The 23375-nt window shown below is 59.4% G+C and carries 21 protein-coding genes; 3 read left to right on the forward strand and 18 right to left on the reverse strand.

What is annotated here, in order from left to right:
* Positions 1 to 68: 68 nt before the first annotated feature.
* The 7 genes from AC3WOY_RS25695 to AC3WOY_RS25725 form a co-directional block, all read right to left on the reverse strand.
* Positions 69 to 1214: an acyl-CoA dehydrogenase family protein gene (locus tag AC3WOY_RS25695; protein WP_492429022.1), complete on the reverse strand. Its 1146-nt coding sequence runs from the start codon at positions 1212 to 1214 to the stop codon at positions 69 to 71.
* Positions 1215 to 1216: 2 nt separating this feature from the next.
* Entirely contained in the window at positions 1217 to 2413 is a 1197-nt protein-coding gene (locus AC3WOY_RS25700; protein ID WP_492429024.1) for an acyl-CoA dehydrogenase family protein, read from the reverse strand.
* Between the two features lie 24 nt (positions 2414 to 2437).
* Positions 2438 to 3646, reverse strand: a complete 1209-nt coding sequence (locus AC3WOY_RS25705; RefSeq protein WP_492429026.1) for an acyl-CoA dehydrogenase family protein — start codon at positions 3644 to 3646, stop codon at positions 2438 to 2440.
* Positions 3647 to 3655: 9 nt separating this feature from the next.
* Positions 3656 to 4765 (reverse strand): acyl-CoA dehydrogenase family protein, encoded by a 1110-nt coding sequence (locus AC3WOY_RS25710; protein ID WP_492429028.1) that lies wholly within the window; start codon positions 4763 to 4765, stop codon positions 3656 to 3658.
* Positions 4766 to 4775: 10 nt separating this feature from the next.
* Positions 4776 to 5147, reverse strand: a complete 372-nt coding sequence (locus AC3WOY_RS25715) for a Zn-ribbon domain-containing OB-fold protein (RefSeq protein WP_492429030.1) — start codon at positions 5145 to 5147, stop codon at positions 4776 to 4778.
* 177 nt (positions 5148 to 5324) lie between these two features.
* Positions 5325 to 6143 carry an enoyl-CoA hydratase/isomerase family protein gene (locus tag AC3WOY_RS25720; RefSeq protein WP_492429032.1) on the reverse strand — a complete coding sequence of 273 codons (819 nt, stop codon included), beginning with the start codon at positions 6141 to 6143 and terminating at the stop codon, positions 5325 to 5327.
* A gap of 23 nt (positions 6144 to 6166) precedes the next feature.
* Positions 6167 to 6961: an SDR family NAD(P)-dependent oxidoreductase gene (locus AC3WOY_RS25725; protein WP_492429034.1), complete on the reverse strand. Its 795-nt coding sequence runs from the start codon at positions 6959 to 6961 to the stop codon at positions 6167 to 6169.
* A gap of 158 nt (positions 6962 to 7119) precedes the next feature.
* Between AC3WOY_RS25725 and AC3WOY_RS25730 the strand changes: the two genes are divergently transcribed.
* The gene (locus tag AC3WOY_RS25730) at positions 7120 to 9132 is read left to right on the forward strand and encodes an oxidoreductase (RefSeq protein WP_492429036.1); all 2013 of its coding nucleotides are present in this window, start codon (positions 7120 to 7122) and stop codon (positions 9130 to 9132) included.
* A gap of 20 nt (positions 9133 to 9152) precedes the next feature.
* Positions 9153 to 9920, forward strand: coding sequence for an SDR family oxidoreductase (locus AC3WOY_RS25735; RefSeq protein ID WP_492429038.1), 768 nt, complete (start codon positions 9153 to 9155; stop codon positions 9918 to 9920).
* Positions 9921 to 9956: 36 nt separating this feature from the next.
* Here AC3WOY_RS25735 and AC3WOY_RS25740 read toward each other — a convergent pair whose 3' ends face one another.
* The 3 genes from AC3WOY_RS25740 to AC3WOY_RS25750 all read right to left on the reverse strand — a co-directional run bounded on the left by AC3WOY_RS25740 (position 9957) and on the right by AC3WOY_RS25750 (position 13079).
* On the reverse strand, positions 9957 to 10508 hold the full coding sequence (locus AC3WOY_RS25740; protein WP_492429040.1) for a glutathione peroxidase: 552 nt from the start codon (positions 10506 to 10508) through the stop codon (positions 9957 to 9959).
* Between the two features lie 63 nt (positions 10509 to 10571).
* Positions 10572 to 12095, reverse strand: a complete 1524-nt coding sequence (locus AC3WOY_RS25745) for an AMP-binding protein (RefSeq protein WP_492429042.1) — start codon at positions 12093 to 12095, stop codon at positions 10572 to 10574.
* A gap of 75 nt (positions 12096 to 12170) precedes the next feature.
* Complete coding sequence (locus tag AC3WOY_RS25750) at positions 12171 to 13079, reverse strand: acyl-CoA thioesterase (RefSeq protein WP_492429044.1); 909 nt, start codon at positions 13077 to 13079, stop codon at positions 12171 to 12173.
* Between the two features lie 215 nt (positions 13080 to 13294).
* Between AC3WOY_RS25750 and AC3WOY_RS25755 the strand changes: the two genes are divergently transcribed.
* Positions 13295 to 15025 (forward strand): methyl-accepting chemotaxis protein, encoded by a 1731-nt coding sequence (locus AC3WOY_RS25755; RefSeq protein ID WP_492429046.1) that lies wholly within the window; start codon positions 13295 to 13297, stop codon positions 15023 to 15025.
* Positions 15026 to 15037: 12 nt separating this feature from the next.
* Here AC3WOY_RS25755 and AC3WOY_RS25760 read toward each other — a convergent pair whose 3' ends face one another.
* The 8 genes from AC3WOY_RS25760 to AC3WOY_RS25795 all read right to left on the reverse strand — a co-directional run bounded on the left by AC3WOY_RS25760 (position 15038) and on the right by AC3WOY_RS25795 (position 23361).
* A complete protein-coding gene (locus tag AC3WOY_RS25760) occupies positions 15038 to 15265 on the reverse strand; it encodes an SDR family oxidoreductase (RefSeq protein ID WP_492429048.1) in 228 nt (75 codons plus the stop codon).
* Between the two features lie 379 nt (positions 15266 to 15644).
* Positions 15645 to 16766 carry an IS110 family RNA-guided transposase gene (locus AC3WOY_RS25765; RefSeq protein WP_492422126.1) on the reverse strand — a complete coding sequence of 374 codons (1122 nt, stop codon included), beginning with the start codon at positions 16764 to 16766 and terminating at the stop codon, positions 15645 to 15647.
* A 441-nt stretch (positions 16767 to 17207) separates the two neighbouring features.
* On the reverse strand, positions 17208 to 17837 hold the full coding sequence (locus tag AC3WOY_RS25770; RefSeq protein ID WP_492429050.1) for a TetR/AcrR family transcriptional regulator: 630 nt from the start codon (positions 17835 to 17837) through the stop codon (positions 17208 to 17210).
* Positions 17838 to 17926: 89 nt separating this feature from the next.
* Positions 17927 to 18862, reverse strand: coding sequence for an electron transfer flavoprotein subunit alpha/FixB family protein (locus tag AC3WOY_RS25775; RefSeq protein WP_492429052.1), 936 nt, complete (start codon positions 18860 to 18862; stop codon positions 17927 to 17929).
* 2 nt (positions 18863 to 18864) lie between these two features.
* Positions 18865 to 19614: an electron transfer flavoprotein subunit beta/FixA family protein gene (locus AC3WOY_RS25780; RefSeq protein ID WP_492429054.1), complete on the reverse strand. Its 750-nt coding sequence runs from the start codon at positions 19612 to 19614 to the stop codon at positions 18865 to 18867.
* Between the two features lie 178 nt (positions 19615 to 19792).
* Positions 19793 to 20938, reverse strand: a complete 1146-nt coding sequence (locus tag AC3WOY_RS25785) for an acyl-CoA dehydrogenase family protein (protein WP_492429056.1) — start codon at positions 20936 to 20938, stop codon at positions 19793 to 19795.
* Positions 20939 to 20959: 21 nt separating this feature from the next.
* Positions 20960 to 22528 (reverse strand): class I adenylate-forming enzyme family protein, encoded by a 1569-nt coding sequence (locus tag AC3WOY_RS25790; protein WP_492429058.1) that lies wholly within the window; start codon positions 22526 to 22528, stop codon positions 20960 to 20962.
* A gap of 32 nt (positions 22529 to 22560) precedes the next feature.
* Entirely contained in the window at positions 22561 to 23361 is an 801-nt protein-coding gene (locus tag AC3WOY_RS25795) for a crotonase/enoyl-CoA hydratase family protein (protein WP_492429060.1), read from the reverse strand.
* Between the last annotated feature and the right edge of the window lie 14 nt (positions 23362 to 23375).

Consider the following 23375-nt stretch of genomic DNA (forward strand, 5'->3'; position numbering starts at 1 on the left):
GGCTTTCTTATGGTTAGAACGGATAAGACGGTGTCACATGCACTGCCCCATCGTATCCGGTGGTCGTATCAAGCCGCTTCCGCGCGTAGAGTCTCGGCAAGCTGTTGCAAGTGAAAGTGAGACGTCCCGAGTGCATTCTCGATCGTCGTCATGCGCTTGTAGTAATGTCCAATTACATACTCTTCTGTTACGCCGATGCCGCCGTGTAACTGAATCGCCTGTCCGCACACGAAAGTGCCGCTACGCCCCACATGCACTTTAGCGACTGACAAGGCACGGCGCCGCTCTTCGGCGGGCGCACTCATGGCCGAGAGCGCCTTGTGCAGCATTCCGCGCGCCAGTTCCACCTCAATCAGCATTTCGCTCATCCGGTGCTGCAGCGTCTGGAAGGTACTCAGCGTTGTGCCGAACTGCTTGCGGATCTTCAGATAATCCCGCGTGATCCACAGCGCCTTCTCCATCATGCCAATTGACTCGGCGCACAATCCGACTAGTGCGTGCGCGTAGCCTTCGTCCAGCGCATTCCATGCCTGATCAACTTCGCCCAGGACATTGGCGCGGGATACACTCACATCGGACAGCTGAATGTCGGCTGCCCAACGATTGTCAATTAAGCGCAGGTCACGGATCTGAACGCCTGGCGCGTTACGGTCGATCAAGAACAGGGTGATGCCGTGACGATCGGATATCGATCCGGACGTGCGTGCGGAGACGATCAGGCGATCGGCGACGTTGCCGCCAACGACCAGCGTCTTGTTGCCGGAAAGCCGCCAGCTGCCAGGCCCCGCCGATTTCGCTTGCGTCGCGACGAATTCGAGCACCCCGTGTGCTTCGGCTTCGCCATGCGCAAGCACGGGCCGCGCTTCACCTGCAGCAATTAAGGGCAGGATTTCACTCGCCCTCGCAGCGTCGCCTGAAGCGAGGATCGTCTGCGCGGCCAAGACGCCGACCGCCCAGTACGGTTCCACGAACAGGACCCGTCCCATCTCTTCCATCAGGATCGCAGTTTCGATTGCGGAGCCTCCAAGACCGCCGTATTGCTCGGGAAGTGACATACCGAGCCAGCCCAGTTCGGCCACCACATTCCAGCGCGTCGTGTCGAAACTGCCCTTGTCAATCAAGCGTTGACGTTGTTCGAACACGCAGTTTTCTTCGAGGAAGCGTCGGGCGCTATCCTTGAGCATCTGCTGCTCTTCAGTCAGTTGGAAATCCATACTTAAAGCTCCAAGAAAGACCGCGCAATGATGGTCCGTTGCACCTCGTTAGCGCCGCCGTAGATCGTTGTGGCACGTCGATACATGAAATCGGCGACGACCCCTGGCGCGTATTCCGGTCCGGATGGCCATTCGACCTTCTTGCCGGTGCCGCGGTAGGGGTCTGCATAGAAGTAGGACGCATAGTCGCCCAGCACTTCGACCTGCATCTCGCCGATCTTTTGCAGTAGCTCGGATCCGCGCACTTTCAAGAGCGATCCGACGGGCAACTTGCTGCCACCCGCTTTGTCGTACAGGGCGCGCAAGGTCAGCCACTCCAGTGCGTGCAGGTCGATCTCCAATTGGGCCAAGCGTGCGGCAAAACCGGGAGAATCGATCATCCGTTCGCCATTAGCGCGCTCACGACTCGCCATTGCCTTCAGCTGCGCCAGGTTACGCTTGTTGCGGGGCCATTCCGCACTAAATGCACGCTCCAAGTCGAGCAGATACTTGGCGTACGTCCAACCCTTTCCCTCCTCGCCCACCAAATAGCGTGCGGGTGTGCGCACGTCATCGAAGAATACCTCGTTCAGACTATGCCCCTCGCCGATGTCGATGATCGGACGAATCGTAATGCCCGGCGCATCCTTGTCCACCAGCAGCATCGAAATGCCGCGTTGCCGCGCTTCCGGGTCGGTCTTGGCAAGCAGGAAGATCATGTCGGCCGTCTCGACATACGAGGTCCAGATCTTCCGGCCGTTGATCACATATTCATCGCCATCGCGCACTGCCCTGGTGGACAGCGAACCCAGATCAGAACCGGCGTTCGGCTCAGAGAAACCTTGCCCCCAAAACACGTCGGCGTTCAGGATACGGGGGCCGAACTCGCGTTTCATCTCCTCGCTGCCAAAGGTCATGATGACCGGACCGATCATCTTGAAACCAGCGGTATCGATGAACGGCGCGCCCGCCGCGAAGCACTCGTCCTCGAAAATGAACTGGCGCACCGGTGACCAGCCAGTGCCGCCCCATTCCTTCGGCCAGTTCTGTCCAGACCACCCCTTCTTGTTCAGGATCTTGGTCCATGCGCGCTGGTCCTCCCGGAGGAAATGGAAACCGCTGCGTGTGCGTTCGGCCATATCCGGCGGCACGTTTTCGCGCAGGAACTCCCGCACCTCATCGCGGAACGCAATGTCCGCGGGGTCGATATCGAAATTCATGAAACTCTCCAGATACGGCGTTTGTCAGCTTTGGTTGAAAGGCAGCCCCTTGTCCGGCCGGTAATCCTGGGGGAGGCCGAGTATGCGTTCGGCCAGCGTATTGACCAGCACTTCGTCCGTTCCGCCGGCAATGCGCAGGCTTGGATCCATCCAGGAGCGGGCGAAGTCGGTGATGGGCGACGCACCGGGGCTGTAATGCAGACCGTCCGCGCCCATCATGTCCAGGGCGAGCGCGCCCAGGCGCTGTCGCGTCCGTCCAAGCAGCAGCTTGCGGATGGCGCCCTCCGGGCCAGGCATCTTGCCGGCCGCCATGGCAGTAATGGCACGCCGGTGAATCGACCGCAAGCCCTGGCGTTCGATGAATGCCTGCGCCACGACCGCACGCACCTCGCCATCCTCGAGCGCGGGCTTACCGTTGATTCTTGAGCGACGGGCTAGCTCCACGAAGGCTTCCAGCGTCGGTCCATAGCCGGACTCATCCGTCACCGCATAACGTTCGATCATCAGGGTCTCGACAGCCACCTTGAAGCCTTCGCCGACCCCGCCGAGACGCTGTACGTCCGGCACAAACACGTTGTCGAAGAACACTTCATTCAGGTCCGGGTCATCGACCAGACGGCGAATCGGGCGCACGGTGATGCCGGGCGACTTCATGTCGACAAAGAAGTACGTGAGGCCGGCATGCTTGGGAACACTTGGGTCGGTACGGGCGATGATCACGCCCCAGTCGGCAATCTGGGCCCAGCTTGTCCACACCTTCTGTCCATTCAACAACCAGCCATTTTCCTTGCGCTCCGCCCGCAACCGCAGCGCGGCGAGGTCGGTGCCGGCGGCAGGTTCCGAAAACAGTTGGCACCAGATCTGTTCGCCGCGGATGGCCGGCGGGCCGAGACGGCGCCGATATTCCTCCGGCGCGTGCCGCAGCATGATGGGTACAGGATTGCTCAAGCTGACGCCGAAGTATGCGAGCGGCAGGTCGTAGCGCATCTCTTCTTCGCAGAACACGATCTTTTCGAGCTCCGTGCAACCGGCACCGCCATATTCCTTCGGCAGCGTGATTCCTGCATATCCATGATCGGCCTTCAGTGCCTGCCAGGCACGTGCTAGCGAAAGATCCTGCTCGAATGTCAGGCCGCGCCGCGCCGCACCGGAGAATTTCGGCGCATGCGTAGCAAGCCATGCCACTGCCCGTTCGCGGTACGCACGCAAATCTTGTTGTTGTCCATGACTCATGCCGGCTCCTTATTCTGTGACGGCGTCTAAACCGACTTCGGCAAGGAGGCGCTCGCGCCAGGCGACGGTCGCGCCCAGTTCGAGGGCCAGCGAACGCGACCGGCGGTAATGGTGGTGCGGCATCGCTTCCCAAGTGACGCCGATGGCGCCATGTGTCTGGATGTTTTCGCGCGCAGCCACTTCGTAAGCGTCGATAGCGCCGACGCGGGCCGATGCCGCCAATCCGAGCCATCCCTGTTCCCCGGCCTCGAGAGCCGCGAGGGCGTCAAGTGCGCATCCCCGTGCCATCTCGATGCGCACGTACATGTCGGCCAGCTTCGCCTTGATAGACTGAAAACGGCCGATCTGCTGTCCGAACGCCTTGCGTTCCAGCGCATAGTCGCGCGCCATTTCCAGGCACGCCTGCGCGCCGCCGACCTGCTCGAATGCGGTCGCAAGCGCGCCGAGACTGGCTGCGCGCCAGATTTTTTCGATGGCGATGGCACCCGTTGCCAGCAGCAGCGCTTTGGCGGAGCTGAATTCGAGTACGGCTGCGGCGCGACTGTTATCGACCACCGGCGCGACATCACGTTTGACTCCCGGCTGATCCAGTGTCACGAGTGTCAGGCAGACTGTGCCAGCAAATGAGGCCGGCACCACGGCCACATCGGCCGTGGCAGCAAATGCGGTTACCGCCGTCTTGCCAGTCAACCGTCCGTCAACCATCCGGACGGTCGGTGCACGTGCCAGTCCTGCTTCGCCCGGCTGTGCAAGAGCCAAGCAGGCGAAGCGCTCACCATTGACCAGCGTGCCCGCGTACTCTTGGGCGAGTGCATTCGTCGCATCGGCGAATAGCAGATCAGCGGCCGTCGCGCTTGCCACAAGCGGAAGCGATGCAGCCTTGCGCCCCAGCTCTCCGGCCAGCACGCAAACGCCACGCCAGCCGAGCCCGAGCCCGCCATGCTCTTCTGCAACTGAAACGGCGGTCCAACCGAGTTCGACCGCACTGCCCCAGTGTTTCCTGTCGAACGACCCCGGGTTTTCAAGCAAGGTCTTAAGATGTTCCGGATGCATGGCGTCGTCAAGGAAGCGCCGCGCCTGGTCGCGGATCATTTCGTATTCGTCGATTTCCTGATTCATTTCCATCTCTTTAATTGGTAATCGGGGTAAATAGCGGCAGGTACACGTCCTCCACCGCTTCGAACACCACGCGCACACGCTGCCCGATCTGTACCGACTCGGGCGGGACGCCAACGATGTTAGTTGTCAGGTTCAGCCCCTGCTGTTCGTCCAGGCTGACGATCGCAATCGCATAGGGCACATCGATGCCGGGAATCCACGGCTGGTAGTTCAGCGTCACGGCCTCGACTGTCCCGGTGCCCGCCATTTCCTCGGGTGCTATGTTGCGGCTCAGGCATTCCGGGCACATCGCGCCGGCCGGATGGATCCAGTGTCCGCAATCCCGGCAACGCTGCATCCGCAGCTTGCCGTCGGCACCGCTCGTCCAGAAGAACCTGTTCAAGTCGGTCAATTGCGGAAGTGGTCGGGCTGAAGTCATCGTGCTGAAAATAGTCGAATTGAACAAGTTGGCAAGGGCCTCATCTCGCCCGCCCCAAAAACTGTTAAACAGTCAGTTTTTATCATACCATGGTGAACATCCTTGTCACGCGTAATTTTCTAGAAATATTCGGCGTTCAGCCTACTTCTTGCGGCTGCCGCCGTTTCCGTGACGGCGACTTCCGGATGTTGCCGGCACGCCTTGTCCGATGAACGCGTCAATGCCCGAACGCGCCTCGCCACACTCCCACAACCGACGGGCCGCGACATCCATCATGGTCCGCAACTCGGTTTCTGTGCAGTGGGCGGCATTCCGGGCAATCCGGATGCTTTCCGCGACGGCCATAGGCGGATTGCCGGCAATGCGGCTGGCCAGCTGTACCGCGCATTCGACGACGCCCTCGTCGGGCACCAGCCGGTTAATCATCCCGTACTGATGCGCGTCCGCGGCGCTGAAGGATTCGCCGGTCGCCAAGGCCTCCAATGCCAGGTTTCTAGGGAGACAGTGCGTGAGACGGTAGACGCCGCCAGCAGCAGCGATGAGGCCACGGGTGACTTCGGGAAGACCGAATACTGCATCCCTTGCGGCGACGATCATGTCGCAGGCGAGCGCGAGCTCCAGTCCGCCGCCAAGTGCGGCGCCTCGCACTGCAGCAATCCACGGCTTGCGACGCTCGGCGAAGACCATCCCACCGAGGCCGTCAGCGCCAATCGCGATCTCGCCGCCCCTGCCTTCGGCAATTTCGGCAAGATCAGCACCCGCACAGAAAGCGCGATTCCCTGCCCCCGTGAGCACCACTACGCGAACAGCCCGATCTTCCTCGACACGCTTGACAATGGTGGCTAGCGCACGCGCCATAGCGACATTCATCGCGTTCCGCTTGTCCGGTCGATTCAATGTCACCAGCAACACATGCGGCGCCACCTCTTGCTGCAGCACAATCGCGTCTGTACGGTGCATGCTCATTGGAGAAGACGTGCGCTCTAAGTTTTGGTCAGCACGTTCGACAGGCCGACCAGCGGCACCATGCTGACCCCGCCATCCACGAGAATGCTGCTACCGGTAATGTATGCGGCATCATTGGAGGCAAGGAACATGACCGCTGCAGCAATTTCCTTTGTTTCGCCCGGGCGCGGCACAGGGAAATTTGCCGACATCGCGGCGGCCTGCGCATCGGTGAGCGCGTCCCGAATGCGGTCCGAGGCAATCATGCCGGGTTCGACCACGTTGACGAGTACGTTCTTCGCACCGAATTCAACTGCCAGCCCGCGGGCGAATGCGTTGAGATAGGCTTTGGTCGCAGCATACGGAATCAATCCCGGCATATAGGTCCGGTTAGCCGTCGCCGACGAGATGAAGATCAGCCTGCCCTTGTCCTTTGATTTGGACAAATGCGGAAGCGCTTCCTTGGCAATCCAGAACGGCGCATGGATGTTGCTTCGGATCAGGTAGTCATAGGCATCGTCAGTCATATCGGCAACGAGGCCATGCGCATTGTCGGCGGCACAATTGACGACGATATCGAGCCGGCCGTGGTTCTCGATGGCCGCCGCGAACATCTTCCTTACCGCCGCACGATCGGAAATGTCGCCGCCGACAAGGCTGGATGAGCCGCCACGCGCGCGGATCGCCGCCACCACTTCTTCTCCATACTGTTGCGTGCGCGCAGACACGACCACTGTCGCCCCTTCGTCGGCAAACGCATTTGCGATCGCCTTGCCCATACCCCGCCCGCCTCCGGTGACCAGCACGATTTTTCCGTCAAATCGACCACTCATTGCATCTCCTCGTTCGTTTCCTTACATGCCCCTATTGACGACGGTCCGCTTTTATATAAAACTGACATATCGTCATTTATATTGAGCGCGTTTCACTGCACTGTCAAGCATCCCGGGCCCCCGATTCGCGCGCCCCTTCAACCTTAAGGCGTATCCTGATGGCACAAACACCCTATCCCCACCTGTTCAGTCCGTTCAAGATCGGGAACCTTACACTGCGCAACCGCACGATCATGGCACCGATGTCCACCAACCTGAGCATGGTCGACGGTTCCGTAAGCCCGGCTCAGGTCGCCTTCTACCGTGCGCGTGCCGAAGGTGGCGTCGGCATGATCGTCGTCGAGTTCTGCTGCGTCGACGCGGCAACCGGACGCTCCGAACACCGGCAACTGACGTTCGAATCCGAATCACACGTGTACGGCCATCAACGTCTCGTCGAAGCGATCAAGGGTGCGGGGGCTGCTGCGTGCCTGCAGTTGCAGCATGGCGGCCAAGGCGCTATCCGCAGTCTCCTTGCCGATGGCATCGCCATCGCCCCGAGCGACATTCGTTCGACCAAGGACCCGAGCAAGCTGAGCACGCGTGCCATGACGGAAGCGGAGATCGATCACATCATTGAGTGCTTCGGCCGCACTGCCGAACTCGGCGTCAAGGCGGGCTATGACGCATTTGAACTGCACGGTGCGCATGGCTACCTGCTGACCTCGTTTCTCTCGCCGATGAGCAACCACCGCAACGACGCATGGGGCGGCGATGAAGAGCGCCGACTTAACTTTCCGCGCCGGGTGATCCAGCGCGTCAAGCAGGCGATCGGGGATCGGCCGCTCGTTTATCGCTTCTCCGCGGACGAATTCAGTGTCAACGGCCTGTCCATCGACGACACGGCGCGCATCGCGCCTAAACTGGCCGAAGCCGGCGCCGACGTGCTGCATGTCTCCATCGGCACCGGCTGGACCGGCATGGACAAGGTGATCGAACCGATGAACATGCCCGAAGGTTGGCGTCTGCCGTATGCCAGAAGAATTCGCGAAGCCGTTAACGTCCCCGTTATCGGCGTTGGCCAGATCCGCTGGCCGGAGACAGCCGATCGCGCAATCGAGCAAGGCGACGCAGACCTCATCGCGCTTGGCCGGCCGCTGCTGGCCGACCCGGAGTGGGTGAACAAGTCGCAGCGTGGCGACAAATCCAGTATCCGCCCCTGCACCTCCTGCAACTACTGCGTTGCCGTCCATGCAGGCGTGCACGGCACGATCGGCTGTGCCGAGAATCCGCGTACCGGACACGAAATGGATGCCATTCCGGATGCGGGCCACCTGCGCGGTTCCCGCGCAGTCGTCGTCGGCGGCGGTCCGGGGGGTATGGCGGCTGCACTCATGCTCGAACAGGCCGGCTTCAAGGCTGAATTGTACGAGTCACGCCCGACACTCGGCGGCGGCTTGATCGCATCGGCCGCGCCTCCGTTCAAGGAAAAGCTGACCTGGTACCAGACCTACCTTGAACAGCAGATTGGCAAGAGCTCGATCAAGGTGAATCTGAACACGCGCGTAGATCTGGCGCATCTGGAAGGCGAGAAGCCAGCGATTGTGGTCATGGCGTCGGGGGCACGCGCCATCCGCCTGCCAATCGACGGCATCGACCATCCTATCGTCCACGATGCCTACGAACTGCTCATGGGGGACACTTCCGTCCTTCCCGCATCCGGCGGGCGGCCGGTCGTGGTGTATGGCGGCGGCGAAACCGGGTGCGAAACGGCAGAGTACCTGAGCGAGCGAGGGTACGGCGTCGTCCTCGTTTCGCGCTCGCCGGCCAAGCAACTCGCACGATCGGCAGAGATTGTGTACCGTACTGTGCTGCGCAAGCGGTTGGCGAGTAATGAACGGATCAGTATCATTGACAACACGAGCATTGTCGCGATTGCCGAGAACGGCGACGTCACGCTGCAGTCGAGGGAAGGAACAATCTCAACCGTCAGGGCAAGTTGCGTGCTGATCGCTCAGGGCCGTAAGCCGGACACCCAGCTGGCCGAAAAACTGATGCAATCGGGCATCCCGGTCGTCGCCATTGGCGACGCACGACGTGGCGGGCGCATCGGCGATGCGGTCAACCAGGCCTATACGGCAGTCGCGGCGCTGTGCGCAACTGGCTCACGTTCCCGGCAGTTGGCCTGCTGATGGTCCTGGAGGCACGCATCATGAATAATGCAAACCTTTTTGACCTGAGCGGAAAGATCGCCCTGGTAACCGGTTCAAGTCGGGGAATTGGTGAATCGATCGCCAGGGCACTGGCAGCCAACGGCGCGCTGGTGATCGTGTCCAGCCGCAAGCTCGACGACTGTCGCTCGGTAGCGGAATCCATCCGCGCCTCTGGTGGGCGCGCGGAGGCGCGCGCGTGCGACATCGGCAGCATGGAGCAGGTCGATGCACTGTTCGGTGACATCGCCGCTTGTCATGGCCGGCTCGACATCCTGGTCAATAATGCAGGCATCATGCGGTACTTCGGCCCGATCGAGGAAACCGATCCGGCTTCGTTCCAAAAGACGCTGGACGTCAACGTACGCGGCTACTTCTTCTGCTCCGCGCATGCGGTGAAGCTGATGAAAAAGAACGGCGGCGGAAGCATTATCAACATTGCGTCGATCAATGCGGTGAGTCCGATCGTGCAGCAGGGGATTTACTCGGTGAGCAAGGCGGCCGTGGTTTCGATGACCAAGGCCTTTGCCGCAGAAGTAGCGTCGAGCAAGATTCGCGTCAACGCGCTGCTCCCCGGTGCCACTGAGACGCGCCTGGCCGCCCCCATGCTGAAGGACAAGGAAATGCTCGACGCCTTTCTGCCGACAGTGCCGATGCGCCGCATGGGAAAGCCGGAGGAGATGGCCGGCGCAGTCCTGTACTTCGCCTCCGACGCCTCAAGTTACACCACCGGCGCGTGCCTCACGGTTGACGGCGGCAAGCTACTTTGATCGTTGCCATCGGGGCGCCGCGAAGCGCCCCCCTTCTCACTCTGCCAGCGCCGTATCAATGGCGTCCTTGAGCAATGCATCGTCCGGGGTAACTTCGGGAGAGAAGCGCCCCACCACCTCGCCCTTGCGATTAACCAGGAACTTTTCAAAGTTCCAGAGTACGTCCGCCGGATTTTCCTGCTTGTAGCCATAAGTTTCCAGCTTGGTGCGGAACGTGCCCGGGCTCGCCGAGGCGGCGTCAGGCCGAGCGCGGGTCAGGTACTGGTATAGCGGATGCTGCTGCGGTCCCTTGACCGAGACCTTTGCCGCCATTGGAAACTTGACGCCGAAGCTGCTGCTGCAGAACTGCGCAATTTCTTCGTTCGATCCCGGTTCCTGGGCGCCAAAGTCATTGGCAGGGAACCCGAACACGACCAGGCCGTCCGATTGGCGTGCTTCGAACAGTTTTTCGAGTGCGTCGTATTGCGGCGTCAGTCCACAGCGGGATGCGACATTCACCAGCAGCAGCACCTTGCCACGGTAAGGCGCAAGCGATGCGCTTTCACCGTTGATCCGGTTAAACGGTATGTCGTAGATTTCTTGAGGCATGTCTCGATCTCCATTTCAAAGTAAGTTGACTCAATCCGCTCGTCCTGTTAGTCGGGCTCACGGTCAAAAGTTGATCAGCCTCTTCATCAGCTTGCCCGCGGGTGAACGCGGCAGTGCACTGACAAAGCGGACCTTGCGCGGGCATTTATAGTGCGCGATGCGGGCCCGGCAATACTCGATCAGTTCCCGGGCCAACGCATCGTCTGGATCTTCGGTGTCAGATCGCACGACCACCGCCATGACCTCCTCGCCGAACTCCTCGTTTGGCACCCCAATGACCGCGATGTCGATCACCGCGGGATGGAGGGCAAGCTGGCTTTCGATCTCCTGGGGATAGATATTGACACCGCCGGAGATGATCATGTTCGACTTGCGGTCGGTCAGGTAGAGATAACCTTCCTCGTCCACATAGCCGATGTCGCCCACCGTGCTGCGCCCTTGCGCATCGTACGCTTCCCGCGTCTTGGCTTCATCCTTGTGATAGGCGAAGCCGGAGCCGGCTGCCTCGAACCAGATCTGTCCTGGCTCGCCAGGACCGAGGGCGTTGCCGTTCTCGTCTGTGATCAGGATCTTTCCCTGCGCAACCCGGCCGACCGACCCCTTGTGCGCGAGCCAGTCCTCCGGGCCGATCATGACGAAGCCATTCGCCTCGGTGCTCGAGTAAAACTCGTAAATGATTTTCCCCCACCATGCAAGCATGCGCTCCTTGACCTCGACCGGGCATGGAGCCGCCGCGTGCACCACGCAGCGCAACGATGCAGTCGAATACCGCTGGCGCTCATTGTCAGGAAGCTTGAGCAGGCGCACGAAATGCGTCGGCACCATGAGCACATGCGTGACCTGATGGTGTTCAATGAGCCGCAGGCATTCGAGCGGGTCGTATTTTTCAAGCGCGATGGTAGTGGCGCCCAGCCGCTGCGCCCCCGTCGTCCAGCTGATCGGCGCCGCATGGTACAGCGGGCCGGCAACCAGCAGGATACTGGACGCATCGATACCGAACGCAGTCCGCAGGAGGTTCTCGACGGCTACAAAATCCCCGTACCTCTGGCGCGGATGGATGTACCGGATCCCTTTCGGACGCCCGGTCGTGCCTGATGAGTAAAGCATCATTGCCCCCTCAACCGCATCGGGATCGGGGTCGACTGCAGTCGTTGCAGCGACGATGGACTCGTAGCATTCGTACCCCGGGACTTCGCCGCCGACAGCGAGCCGGACGGTCAATGGCCCGGCGTCGCTGCATTCAATATCCTCCGCCAGCGGTGCCAGGCCCGCAGACACGATCAGCGCGCGCGCATCGCAATCCACAATAATGTATCGCGCCTCGTCCGGATGGAGATGATGATTGATTAACGTGTAGCGCAGACCAGAGCGCTGTGCGGACCAGACCAGTTCCGCCACTTCCACCGAGTTTTCAAGAAGGATGGCAATGGTGTCGCCTTCCGCCAGGCCGCGCGCCTTGAAAAATCGGGCAAGTAAAATGCTTCGCCTGCACAACTCGGCATAACTGAGCGTACGCTCGCGCTCCCGACCAGCAACGATAAGCGCCGCCTTGTTTGGCGTATGCGCAAGATAATCATCCGGCCGCATAGGGTCCTTTCCTGTTTCAATGATCGTTCATCTTACTTCCGCATCCGATACTTTGCTGCGGTCCGCCTACCTGTCTCACTTGATCGAAGCCGTCCGAGGCACAAGGAGGCATTCCTGGGCGACGGACGCGACAAGCGTTCGCCGTTGGTCATATATCCTCCCTGTCGTCAATCCACGGCCACTGTGCGAACTAGGGCTCTCCGTCGAGAACAGGAGCCATTCGTCCGCCCGGAACGGGCGGTGGAACCATATCGCATGATTCAAGCTGGCAATGTAGAGCTGCGGGATGACATCGCGGGTCGGAATGTGGTGGGTGATCGCCGCCGTATTGATCCAATAGTCACTGAGATAGGCTAGGACTGCTGCATGCAGTTGCGGATCGTCATCCAGTCTCTCGCGCAGGCAAATCCAGTGCGCGGAATGGGGGGTCAAACTGGTCGAAATGAGGTGGCGTTGCGGTTCGACGACGCGCAATTCAAGGCATGGCTTCTCGAACCATCCCCAATCGAAACTGGCGAACTCGCAGTCGGAAGACGACCCCAGCGCCGACATCGACATCAACTTGTCCGGCTCTTCCACGTTGGTATGTGGCGGTAACGCATGGTCCAGTCCAGCAGCCGGTAGCTGGAAGGTGGCGGTCGCTTCGATCAGGAAGCGTTCTTCCTGTGACGCTTCAACGCGCCGACTGGAGAACCGTTTTCCGTCCTGCAGGGAAAAGACTTCGAAATCAATCGGTGAATGGGGCAGCGCACCTTGTGCAAAAAGTACCTGCATGAAACTTGGCAAACGCTCACTTGACACCGTGCGTTGTGCGGCGCGCAGCGCCTGTCCGATCAGTTGCCCACCGAATACGCGCCCGTTCTTGTTGTCGTCGGTGAGGCGGCTGCGGAAGGAAGAAGCACTGGTCCGATGTAGATCAAGCAGTTCGCCAACATTCTTTCCGTCCCATGGCCGCGATCGCCGCGAAATGAATTCGTCCCTCATTAAGTCCCCTATTTAACTTATTTGATACAGGTTTTAGTTGCGCCGTATCCGCAAATACGCTTGCCGCCCGGCAAATAACTCCATAAACTGTCAAAGTATCAGTTTTTTGGCAGGACTGTCTACAGGTTCTGAAGGATCGCAATTCTTCGAAGGTGGCGCAGAGCACGGGAATACAAGGATTGCGAAAAACAACGATGAAAAGAGCGGGAGGAAACGTGAAACTAAAAAATCTGAAAATTGGCCAAAGACTGGGTGTTGGCTTCGGAACCATCATCCTGCTAATGATGGCCATTACTGGCATAGGTGCCTTTCAGCTCTTTGAGAGCAACCAACGCACGGCGGCAATCGTCAGTGTTCAATTCCCGCAAACGGTGGTGGCAAACCTTTTAAAAAGCGACCTCACCGACGTTGTCGGTAACATGCGAAATATTGTTCTCAACAGTGACCCTCATTCTGCACAGTCGGACATCGCGCTGATTGAGCAGGGAAACCAGTTCATTGACGAAAATACGAAGAAACTGGATGAAATGATGCCGAAATCCGGAGAGGGGCGAGAACTGCTTGAGTACGTCAAGTCCAAGCGACAGGACTTCATGCAAGCGCAACAACGCTTTTTGCAAATGATAAAGGAAAGTCAGTTTGATTCGGCACGCGGCCTGATGATGACGGAGATTCGCGGCTTCGCCGATGCTTATGTGGGCGCAGTCGACCAAGTGATTACCTTTCAGGGGAAACAGGCGGAAATTGCCGGCATTCAGGCAGAAGCGTCGACACGACAGGCGCTGATCGTGATGGCCGCGCTTGCCGGCGCGGCCACCCTGATCGGAATCGGAATCGCGATCATCGTGACCATCGGAATCGTGCGCCCGCTGACTGTGGCCGTGCAGCTGGCTGAAAAAGTTGCTGATGGCGACCTAAGCATGCGAATCGAAACCGGCTCGACTGACGAGATCGGCAAGCTGATGGAATCCCTCAAGCACATGAACGCAAGTTTGGGCAGGATTGTCGGCGAGGTGCGAAGCGGCACCGAATCGATCGCAACCGCTTCCGTCGAAATTGCTGCTGGTACGGCACAGCTGTCATCGCGTACCGAACACGCAGCGAATTCGCTTCGCGAAACGGCCAGGTCAATCGGTGCACTCAACGATACCGTGCGTCAGAACGCTTGCAATGCTGAGCAGGCGAACATGCTTGGGGATTCGGCCCGCGAGACAGCGCTTAAAGGAGGCGATGTGGTGAATCAGGTCATCCAGACCATGGACTTGATCAAGGAATCGTCACGTCGCATCGCCGACATTATCGGTGTCATTGACGGCATCGCCTTCCAGACCAACATCCTCGCGCTCAATGCGGCGGTCGAAGCGGCGCGAGCAGGCGAGCAAGGCCGCGGTTTTGCGGTCGTCGCCGCGGAAGTGCGCAGCCTCGCTCAGCGTTCCTCTGAAGCGGCAAAGGAAATCAAGGAATTGATTGGCGACTCGGTCGACCAGGTCGAGACAGGCAGCGCCCTGGTCGACCGAGCGGGCAAGACGATGGACGAGATCCTGGCTGCGGTCGGAAAAGTTGCCGGCATCATGTCCGAGATTACGGAGGCAAGCCGCGAGCAAAGTTCCGGAATCGAGTCGGTGACGCATGCGATTAATGACATGGATGACATTACCCAGCAAAACGCTGCGCTCGTCGAGCAGGCGACGGCGGCCACCGAATCCATGAAGGATCAAGCGGCCAGTCTGGCCAAGTCGGTGAGCATATTCAAGCTGGAAGACCTGCGTGCCGCGTCCCGGGAGGAGGCGGCGAGGATAGGTGCAAGCATCGTTGCGCTTCCGCAGGCGGCCGCATCCGTGCCTGCTGAATCCCATGACCTTGTGCGCACTCGCTACGCGGTCGCAACACGTAAGAGGGCTAGCGCCGCGAGTGCGCAGGTGGGCGGTGACTGGGAACAATTCTAATGCGGGCGAGCGTTACCACGCCGAACGGTGATGCCCTCCGTCCACCAGAATCAGGCTGCCAGTGATATAGGCGGCCTGCCGGGAACAGAGATATGCCGCAGCCGACGCCATCTCCTCCGGCGTGCCCGGTCGTCCGGACGGGATCAACTGGTTGGTCATCTGTTCAAAGCTGTTCCTTGGCCACCTTTGTCCTGCGCGACGAGGTCTAGAGGGTGTTATGAACTGGATTGGGGGTCGCATTCGATCGAGAAGGGCTCGGCGCCCCCCGGATGCAGTGCTAGGCGCGACGCGTCGCTGCGCCTTGCATTCGGCCGGTTCTCGGGGCTGCGCGACCCCCAATCCAGTTCATAACACCCTCTGATATGTATTGACCCGTCAAGGTCATTCAAAAAATCATCATTACAATTACAACGGACTCACAGCAGAGCAGGCGGCGATACGACGGTTGATCAGTCTGATATACGCGGGTTGGTTACCGCATGACAAAGATTCGTCGTGGAGCTGCCTCTCTCTAGTGGCGAGGATCATCCGGTGGTCTGGTGCCTCATAGAGGGTGCGAGGGTTCTCCGACCGTTGCTTGCCCTGCTGTGAGCCCGCTGATTATTCATCTGCGTGTCCTTCAAATTGTTTTTGCACTGCGTGGCGCAGGCAATGTCTGTCCGACTGCCCAGATGAACCCGGCCAACTCGCGTGCTACCGCCGTGCAGACTTGCACCTTGAGCTTGCCTTTTTCGTCGAGGAGCCGATACCGTCGGCACAGTCTCTTTTGTGCCGACCATGCGATTTCCTGAACCGCCTCGGGCGCGTGTTCGGCACGCCGCTGCAGGACCGCAGTCTTGCGTGCTGGATGCCGATAGGTCCACGCCGCCTCGATCAGTACCCGTCGCACGTGGCTGTTGCCGGTCTTTGTAATCGCACCACGGCGCACGCTGCCTCCACTGGAATACTCGCTGGGCACAAGGCCCAGGTACGCCATCAACTGCGGGGCATTGGCAAATCGCTTCAGATCCCCGATCTCGGCCACTATGGTGACTGCCGTGAGCAGATTTACTCCGCGCAGCGCCATGAGCGCCTGAATCACAGGCCATACCGACGCTGCCTGAACCACCTGCTCAATCTGCTTGTCCAGCCCTTGCACACGCTTGTGACATGACAGCACCGTATCGACATATTCCTGGAAAACGATTTGTTGCACCGGCTGCTCGAACTTCACCGTTTCCAGCCATCGGTAATGTGCCTGCGTCCACTTGCTCTTGCCGTCATAACGCTTGCCATGCCGTAGCAGAAAAGCCAGCAAGCGTTGCTTGGCTTGCCGCTGCAAATGCTTCATGTCCTCGCGTGCCCGGGTCAAATCCCGCAAGCCCTCATGCTCCTCATCCGGCACCCAGACCGCTGTCAGTTCGCCAGCACGATGCAGTCTTGCCAGGCTCAAGCTGTCACGTCGGTCCGTCTTGACACGGTCGCCAGCCTTCTTGGGAATCAGCGACGGTGCTACCACCAGACAAGCCTGCTTGAGCCCTTGCAGCTGTCGATACACCCCATAGCCGCACGGCCCAGCTTCATAACAAAACGACAGCTTCGTGCCGCCCTTGCCAAGCTGCCGTACCAGCTTGATCATCGCTTCCGGCGTGTTGGCAATCTCTCCGACATAGCGCACTTCGCCACCGTTGGCCTCCGCCACAGCGACCGCAATCGTCTCCTTGTGCACATCCAATCCAACGTATTTGCTAAACTCGTTCACGGCCTGCCCCCTCAATTACGGCTCTGAGCCTGGGTTGAAAAACCTCAAGCTTAATCCGCGTCGCTTGAGGTGCGGCAGGTCAATACATTATGTCTAGGCAATCCTGCATGCGCTCAGTGGCGATCCATCCCGTTCTGTAATGCCGTCCTTGCCGAATTCGTTAGCCAACGACTTGTTGAGACCGACCACTGCTGCCCGGACGGTATTGGCCAGGATGTGCTTAATCTCCGTCGGCGGCTCTTTAGCGGCACAACTTCCCAGCGTGACAAGACGGCCGTAGCGCTGTCTTTGCACCTAGCGCTTTCGCCCCCTCGTATCATCACGGTGACAAGCGTCAGGGTCTCGGGGAAAATGGAAGCGAGCGTGCGCCCGACTACGCTCGGCGGCAGCTAATGCGCAGAATTTGACGCCATCGGGTCATGTGCCGAGGGCTGAGCCATTTCATTGCGCATATGACGCATGTGCGCCTTCTGCCTCATGGACTAGACCCCCAAAATAGTTGCGCAACAAGCGGTCGAAGGATTGCATCCCACACGCGACGGCGTCCGGGCGCTTCAGGAAACGAGCTTCGTGAAGAATGGCATACATCAATCCGTATAGTTCAAACACGAACTGCTCCGGATCCACGCCTTGCAATTGCTCGGCTTCACATGCCTGCCGCACGCATCGTGTCAGGATCTCCTGCCACTCGGTGACGATCCTTCGCAAATGCCTCCGCACCTCACCGCTTTCGAAGTCATACTCGAGCGCCGCTTTCAGGTAGAGCGCGCCGACTGCCGACGTGCAGTTGATATGTTCGGCCCAAGTGCCTACGATTGCGCGGAGACGGGGAAGACCGGGCATCTCATGCAGGCACTTCACGAGTATCCGCTCCGTGAACTCCGCGTGATGCGCTGCAAGTACCTCGACCAGCAGGCCTTCGTGCGACCCGAAGTGCATGAACACGCCGGACTTGCTCATGCCCATGCAACTGGCGAGGCCACCGATGGTCAGGCCGCGCAAGCCTTCGCGATTGGCGATCTGCAACGCCTTCTTCAGAATTGATGCCTTGGTACGTTCCCCCTTGCGCATGGCGACTCCCGCGATGTAGCTGTATCCGGACCTGTCTGGCGCTGCACGCTGCCCGCCATCGGATGAGCGGACTCACCTACCCGCCTTGCTTAGTCGAGGTGGTCGACGACTCTCGGAATCTCTTCGAAAAGGTCACCGACGAGACCGAAGTCCGCTACCTGGAAGATCGGCGCTTCCGGGTCCTTGTTAACCGCGACAATTACCTTCGAATCCTTCATGCCGGCAAGGTGCTGAATCGCCCCTGAGATGCCGACCGCGAAGTACAACTGCGGGGCGACAATCTTGCCTGTCTGCCCGACCTGATAATCGTTTGGAACGAACCCAGCATCAACGGCTGCGCGCGACGCGCCTAACGCGGCGCCAAGTTTGTCGGCGAGCGGCTCGAGGACATTACGATAGTTTTCGCCGCTACCCAAGCCACGGCCGCCGGACACCACGATGCTCGCCGCCCCCAGCTCGGGCCGGTCGGACTTCAAAACCTCGCGAGACACAAATACCGACTTCTTACCATCCTCAACGGCGGGTATATTGACGACCGTGGCATTCCCGCCCTCAGTCGGAGCGGCATCGAAGCCAGTCGCGCGCACGGTGATCACGTTAATGCGTTCAGCGCTTTGGACAGTCGCGATCGCATTGCCCGCATAGATGGGTCGCTCGAAAGTGTCCGCGGCAACGACTTTTGTAATTTCTGAAATCTGGCTCACGTCAAGTTGGGCGGCCACTCTCGGGGCCACCGCCTTGCCCCATGCAGTCGCCGGAGCGGCGATCAGTGCATAGTCTGCCGCACAGGCAAGCACTTGGGCGGCGACGTTCTCCGGAAGTCCATCCTTGAGATGCGGCGCATCGGCAACAAGCACCCGGGACACGCCAGCAATGCCGGCGGCGTAATATGCCACGGCTGCGCATCCGCCGCCAGCAACCAGGACGTGCACGTCGGCGCCACATGCTTTAGCGGCACTAATGGTATTTAACGTCGCGCTCTTTAGGAACGTGTTGTCGTGCTCGGCGATAACCAGTGCAACCATATTCAAATCACCTTTGCTTCGTTTTTCAATTTATCGATCAGTGTGGCAGCATCTTTGACGATGACGCCCGCCTTGCGTGCAGGCGGCTCCTCCACTTTGATTACCTTGAGACGAGGCGCCACGTCCACATTAAGGTCGCCGGGCGTCAATATATCGAGCGGCTTTTTCTTGGCCTTCATGATATTCGGCAGGGTCACGTAACGCGGCTCATTCAATCGCAGATCGGTCGTGACGACGGCCGGCAACGAAATCCTGATCGTTTCCAGGCCACCGTCAATCTCGCGTGTCACTACCGCCTCCCCGCCTTCGATCTGCACACGCGAGGCGTAGGTCGCCTGTGGCCAGGTACACAACGCAGCGAGCATCTGTCCGACCTGGTTCGCGTCGTCGTCGATGGCTTGCTTGCCGAGGATGGCGATCTGCGGCTTTTCGCGGTCACACACCGCCCTGAGGAGTTTGGCGACTGCCAGCGGCTGTAACTCGACATCGGTCTGCAGCAGGATTGCACGATCAGCCCCGATGGCAAGCGCCGTGCGCAGAGTTTCCTGGCAGGCGGAAGGGCCAGCGGAAACGACAACGACTTCCTGGATGATGCCGGCTTCCTTCAGGCGCACCGCTTCTTCCACCGCAATTTCATCGAATGGATTCATCGACATCTTGACAGCGCCGATATCCATGCCCGTCTTATCGGATTTCACGCGAACTTTCACGTTGTAATCCACGACCCTTTTCACCGCTACAAGTGCCTTCATTTTGTTCCTTTCAATTGCCTGCATTGCCGATATCCAGCAAAGCCGTGTATTTCGGTACTCGGCTTCGGGAACATCCCGGCACATCGTCGTTGCTGACGATTCGAAATGCCCACTAAAACTGATGATATATCAGTTATTAGAGCATTTCAAGGACTGTTGGAGATCGCAAAAATATCGCCTACAAACCAATTTGCTTGGCGACAAGCGTGCGCATGATATCGCTGGTACCGCCGCCGACCATCGGGAAATACGAATCACGCAGAAAGCGCTGCACCGGGAATTCATTCATCAGACCGTACCCGCCAAAGATGGAGAGCGCCTTCTGGCAAACCTCGTTACAGCCGTCGCCCGCGATAATCTTCGCCAGCGCCGCCTCAGTCGTGATCGGTGCGCCCTGGTCGGCTAATGCCGATGCATAATACGTATACAGACGCGCCTGCTCGAGCGTAGCGAGCATGTCGACGAGCTTGAACTGTACCGCCTGGAACTTGCCGATCGTCTGGCCAAACTGGCTGCGTTCGTTTGCGTAGCGCAGGGCCGCGTCGTACGCTGCGCGTCCGGTGCCGAGCGCGAGCGCGGCCGTGAAGATGCGGTCCACGGTCAAGGAGTTGTACGCCTTTCGAAAGCCGCCGCCCTGCCCGTCGCCAAGGCAGTGGTCGTCTGGCACGAAAACATCCTGGAATGCCAGTTCCGCGGTGTCAGAGCATCGAATGGAGAACTTGTCCAGCTTCCGTCCGATTGTGAATCCCTTGGTTTTGGTGTCGACGATGAACAGTTCCAGACCCTTCGCTCCCTTCGAAGCATCCATTGTTGCAACTACCGTGATGAAGTCTGCAACGGTCCCATTTGAGGTGAAGATCTTGCTTCCGTTGAGCAGGTAACCGCCGTCTACCTTGGTGGCCTTGGTGCGCAAGGACGCCGCGTCCGAGCCTGCGTTCGGTTCCGTGATCGCAAACGCACCGATCTTCTCACCGCGCAACGCCGGCTTGAGATACAACTCCTTGAGCTTGTTGTTACCCCATTCATGGATGGTATGGGTCGCAGTCGATCCCTGCATGCAGACCGCGGCGGCAAAGCCCATCGAGCCGCGAGCGAGTTCCTCGCACAAGATGGTGTAACAGGTATAAGGGAAAGACATACCGGAGCCGCCGACTTCTTCCGGATACATGATGCCAAGATAGCCCAGCTCGCCAAGCTCGCGGATGAGATCGAAGGAAAACTCAGCGGTTTCGTCCAGTTTTTCAGCCTGCGGTACCAGCCGTTCGTTGACCCAGCGCGCCAAGTGATTGCGGAATTCCTGCACATCTGAATGTAGGTGGTTCATTTGAGGGATGCCTCTCGTAGTTTATTGGTTGCCAAAGACGAGTTTCAGGTCTTTCTTGGAGATTTTTCCGACGGCGTTCATGGGCAGCTGCTCACGTAAATAAATCTCCTTCGGGCATTTATACGCCGCCAACTGCTGCCGCGCGCGCGCTATGATGTCCTGCGGCGTAGCGCTTGCACCGGGCTTAAGCACGACGGCGGCGACCACGCGTTCCACCCACACCGGGTCAGGAATGCCGAACACCGATGCCATCGCGACGGCCGGATCGGCGCTCAGCACTTCTTCGACTTCGCTCGGATACACGTTCTCGCCGCCGGTGACGATCATGTCGTTCTTGCGATCTACCAGGTAGATGTAGCCTTCGTCATCCCGGTAGCCGAGGTCACCTGAGCAGAACCAGCCATTCACAACGGCCTTCTGGGTAGCTGCCGGGTTGTTCCAGTAGTGCGACATCATGCTGGAGCCACGGATAAGGATCTCGCCGATGAGATTGGGCTTCAGGTTTTCACCCTGTTCGTCGGCGATGCGCATTTCGTTTCCTGCGGCCGGCTTGCCACATGACTGCAACAGGTGTTCAACCCCACCCTGCGTGGCACGCAAATGGTCGGCTGCCGACAGCGCCGTAATCATTCCGGCTTCCGTCGAGCCATAGGACTGCACAAAGTCGCATTTCGAGAAGGTCGCGAGCGCACGCTTGAGAAGATCAAGGGGGATAGAGGACGCCGCATAGAACATGACGCGCAGCGTGTCCAGCCGAGCTGTATTGATGCCGGGGTCGGCAAGCAGCGATCCGATCATCGTTGGCACGAGGTGGACATTGGTAATTGCATGGGTGCCGATATTGTCGAGCACTTTCGCGGCGTCAAATCCGGCCATGATCACCGACGTACAACCCGCTGAATAGCTCGGATGCAGGTGGTACCACATGCCCCCTGCATGGAACATTGGCATGGCCGCCAACGTCCTGTCTTCCGATGAAAGGTGCAGGATATGCTGCGCGGACGTGCGGGCATTGCCGAGGATACCGCGATGGGTGATTGCCACGCCCTTTGGGGCGCCGGTCGTACCGCTGGTATACATCAGGCACACAACGTCGTTAACGTCGAGCGGTGCGACTGGCACAGGCGGCGCGGGCGACGCACTGTCGACAAGATCGTCATACTCGATCCATCCTTCCCGCGCGACGCCAATGGCAACGAAGTGGTCTACGCCGGTCATTCTCTCCTTAAGCGAATCCACCACCGGCACATGTTGTGCGTCGGCGATGATGACGCGTGGCTGGCAGTGTCCAAGCAAGCGCAACAGTTCGTCCGGCGTCAGGCGCCAGTTGAGCGGAACAACGACGAAACCGGATTTGGCCAGACCGTACGTTTCGGCGTACTCGGTGCAATTCTTTGCAAGTATCGCCACCCGGTCGCCCTTGTGGACGTCTTTGCTCGCAAGCGCATTGTTTAGCTTGTTGACGCGATCCCTGAAGCCGGCAAAGCTGAGCTCGGCCCCGTCCGTGTTGACGAACGCCGTCTTTCCCCCGAACCTGTCCGCCAGGTTGTCACACAAGTCGCCCCATACCCTTACATTATTCCAATGCATGCTGGTCAACTCCTTACGATCGTTCGGACGGGCTAGTTATGGGTGACCTTGTTCAACTTGCGCTCCAGGAAGTCGCGCAGGCGCTTCTTGGCTTCTTCGTCAGACTGTGCAATGGTCGACATCAGGCGCTCGGTGAGCAGGCCGTTCACCGGATCCTGCTCCGCAATGCGGGGCAACGCCTGCAGCACGGCGTATGTGGCGAGCGGCGCATTCTGCGCAACCTTCTTCGCCAGCTCGATCGCCTTGTCGTAGCCTGAGCCGCTGTCAACAAGGTATTGCGAGAAGCCGAGGTGATAACCCTCCTCCGCGCTATAGGTTCGGCCAGTCAGCATCATGTCCAGCACGCGGTCGGTTCCGATCAGTCGCGGGATGCGCACCGATCCGCCCGAGCCAAGGAAGATGCCACGTATGCCTTCCGGCAGCGCGTAGAAGGCCGAGGGCTCAGCAATACGAATGTGCGCCGCGCAAGCGAGCTCAAGGCCGCCTCCGATCACCGCGCCATGCAGGACAGCGATCACCGGCACCTGGCAGTACTGAATCAGGTCGTTCAGCCGTTGCCCGATCATCGAGGTCTGCAAGCCCTTGTTCAGACTGCCTTCCTTCACTTCATTCAGGTCGAGACCGGCGCAGAAGTGTTCGCCCTCGCCATGCAACACCACACCGGTAATGTCAGTAGAGATGGCGGCGAACAGGGAAGACAGGCCAAGCACCAGCTCGTCGCTCAGGCTGTTGCGTTTCTCGGGGCGTGCGATACGTACGATCAGCGTGCTGTCATCGTGCGATAGCTTGATGCAGTCCGGCACGGGAGGCAATTTTGTGTTGAATGTAGTCATGATGTTGCTCCAGG

The organism is Noviherbaspirillum sp. FW303-A3, assembly GCF_058788695.1.

Coding starts and splice junctions, on each gene's coding strand:
- AC3WOY_RS25695 (WP_492429022.1), bottom strand. CDS start 1,214: ATGGATTTCCAACTGACTGAAGAGCAGCAGATGCTCAAGGATAGCGCC.
- AC3WOY_RS25700 (WP_492429024.1), bottom strand. CDS start 2,413: ATGAATTTCGATATCGACCCCGCGGACATTGCGTTCCGCGATGAGGTG.
- AC3WOY_RS25705 (WP_492429026.1), bottom strand. CDS start 3,646: ATGAGTCATGGACAACAACAAGATTTGCGTGCGTACCGCGAACGGGCA.
- AC3WOY_RS25710 (WP_492429028.1), bottom strand. CDS start 4,765: ATGAATCAGGAAATCGACGAATACGAAATGATCCGCGACCAGGCGCGG.
- AC3WOY_RS25720 (WP_492429032.1), bottom strand. CDS start 6,143: ATGCACCGTACAGACGCGATTGTGCTGCAGCAAGAGGTGGCGCCGCAT.
- AC3WOY_RS25725 (WP_492429034.1), bottom strand. CDS start 6,961: ATGAGTGGTCGATTTGACGGAAAAATCGTGCTGGTCACCGGAGGCGGG.
- AC3WOY_RS25730 (WP_492429036.1), top strand. CDS start 7,120: ATGGCACAAACACCCTATCCCCACCTGTTCAGTCCGTTCAAGATCGGG.
- AC3WOY_RS25735 (WP_492429038.1), top strand. CDS start 9,153: ATGAATAATGCAAACCTTTTTGACCTGAGCGGAAAGATCGCCCTGGTA.
- AC3WOY_RS25740 (WP_492429040.1), bottom strand. CDS start 10,508: ATGCCTCAAGAAATCTACGACATACCGTTTAACCGGATCAACGGTGAA.
- AC3WOY_RS25745 (WP_492429042.1), bottom strand. CDS start 12,095: ATGCGGCCGGATGATTATCTTGCGCATACGCCAAACAAGGCGGCGCTT.
- AC3WOY_RS25750 (WP_492429044.1), bottom strand. CDS start 13,079: ATGAGGGACGAATTCATTTCGCGGCGATCGCGGCCATGGGACGGAAAG.
- AC3WOY_RS25760 (WP_492429048.1), bottom strand. CDS start 15,265: ATGCGACCCCCAATCCAGTTCATAACACCCTCTAGACCTCGTCGCGCA.
- AC3WOY_RS25770 (WP_492429050.1), bottom strand. CDS start 17,837: ATGCGCAAGGGGGAACGTACCAAGGCATCAATTCTGAAGAAGGCGTTG.
- AC3WOY_RS25775 (WP_492429052.1), bottom strand. CDS start 18,862: ATGGTTGCACTGGTTATCGCCGAGCACGACAACACGTTCCTAAAGAGC.
- AC3WOY_RS25780 (WP_492429054.1), bottom strand. CDS start 19,614: ATGAAGGCACTTGTAGCGGTGAAAAGGGTCGTGGATTACAACGTGAAA.
- AC3WOY_RS25785 (WP_492429056.1), bottom strand. CDS start 20,938: ATGAACCACCTACATTCAGATGTGCAGGAATTCCGCAATCACTTGGCG.
- AC3WOY_RS25790 (WP_492429058.1), bottom strand. CDS start 22,528: ATGCATTGGAATAATGTAAGGGTATGGGGCGACTTGTGTGACAACCTG.
- AC3WOY_RS25795 (WP_492429060.1), bottom strand. CDS start 23,361: ATGACTACATTCAACACAAAATTGCCTCCCGTGCCGGACTGCATCAAG.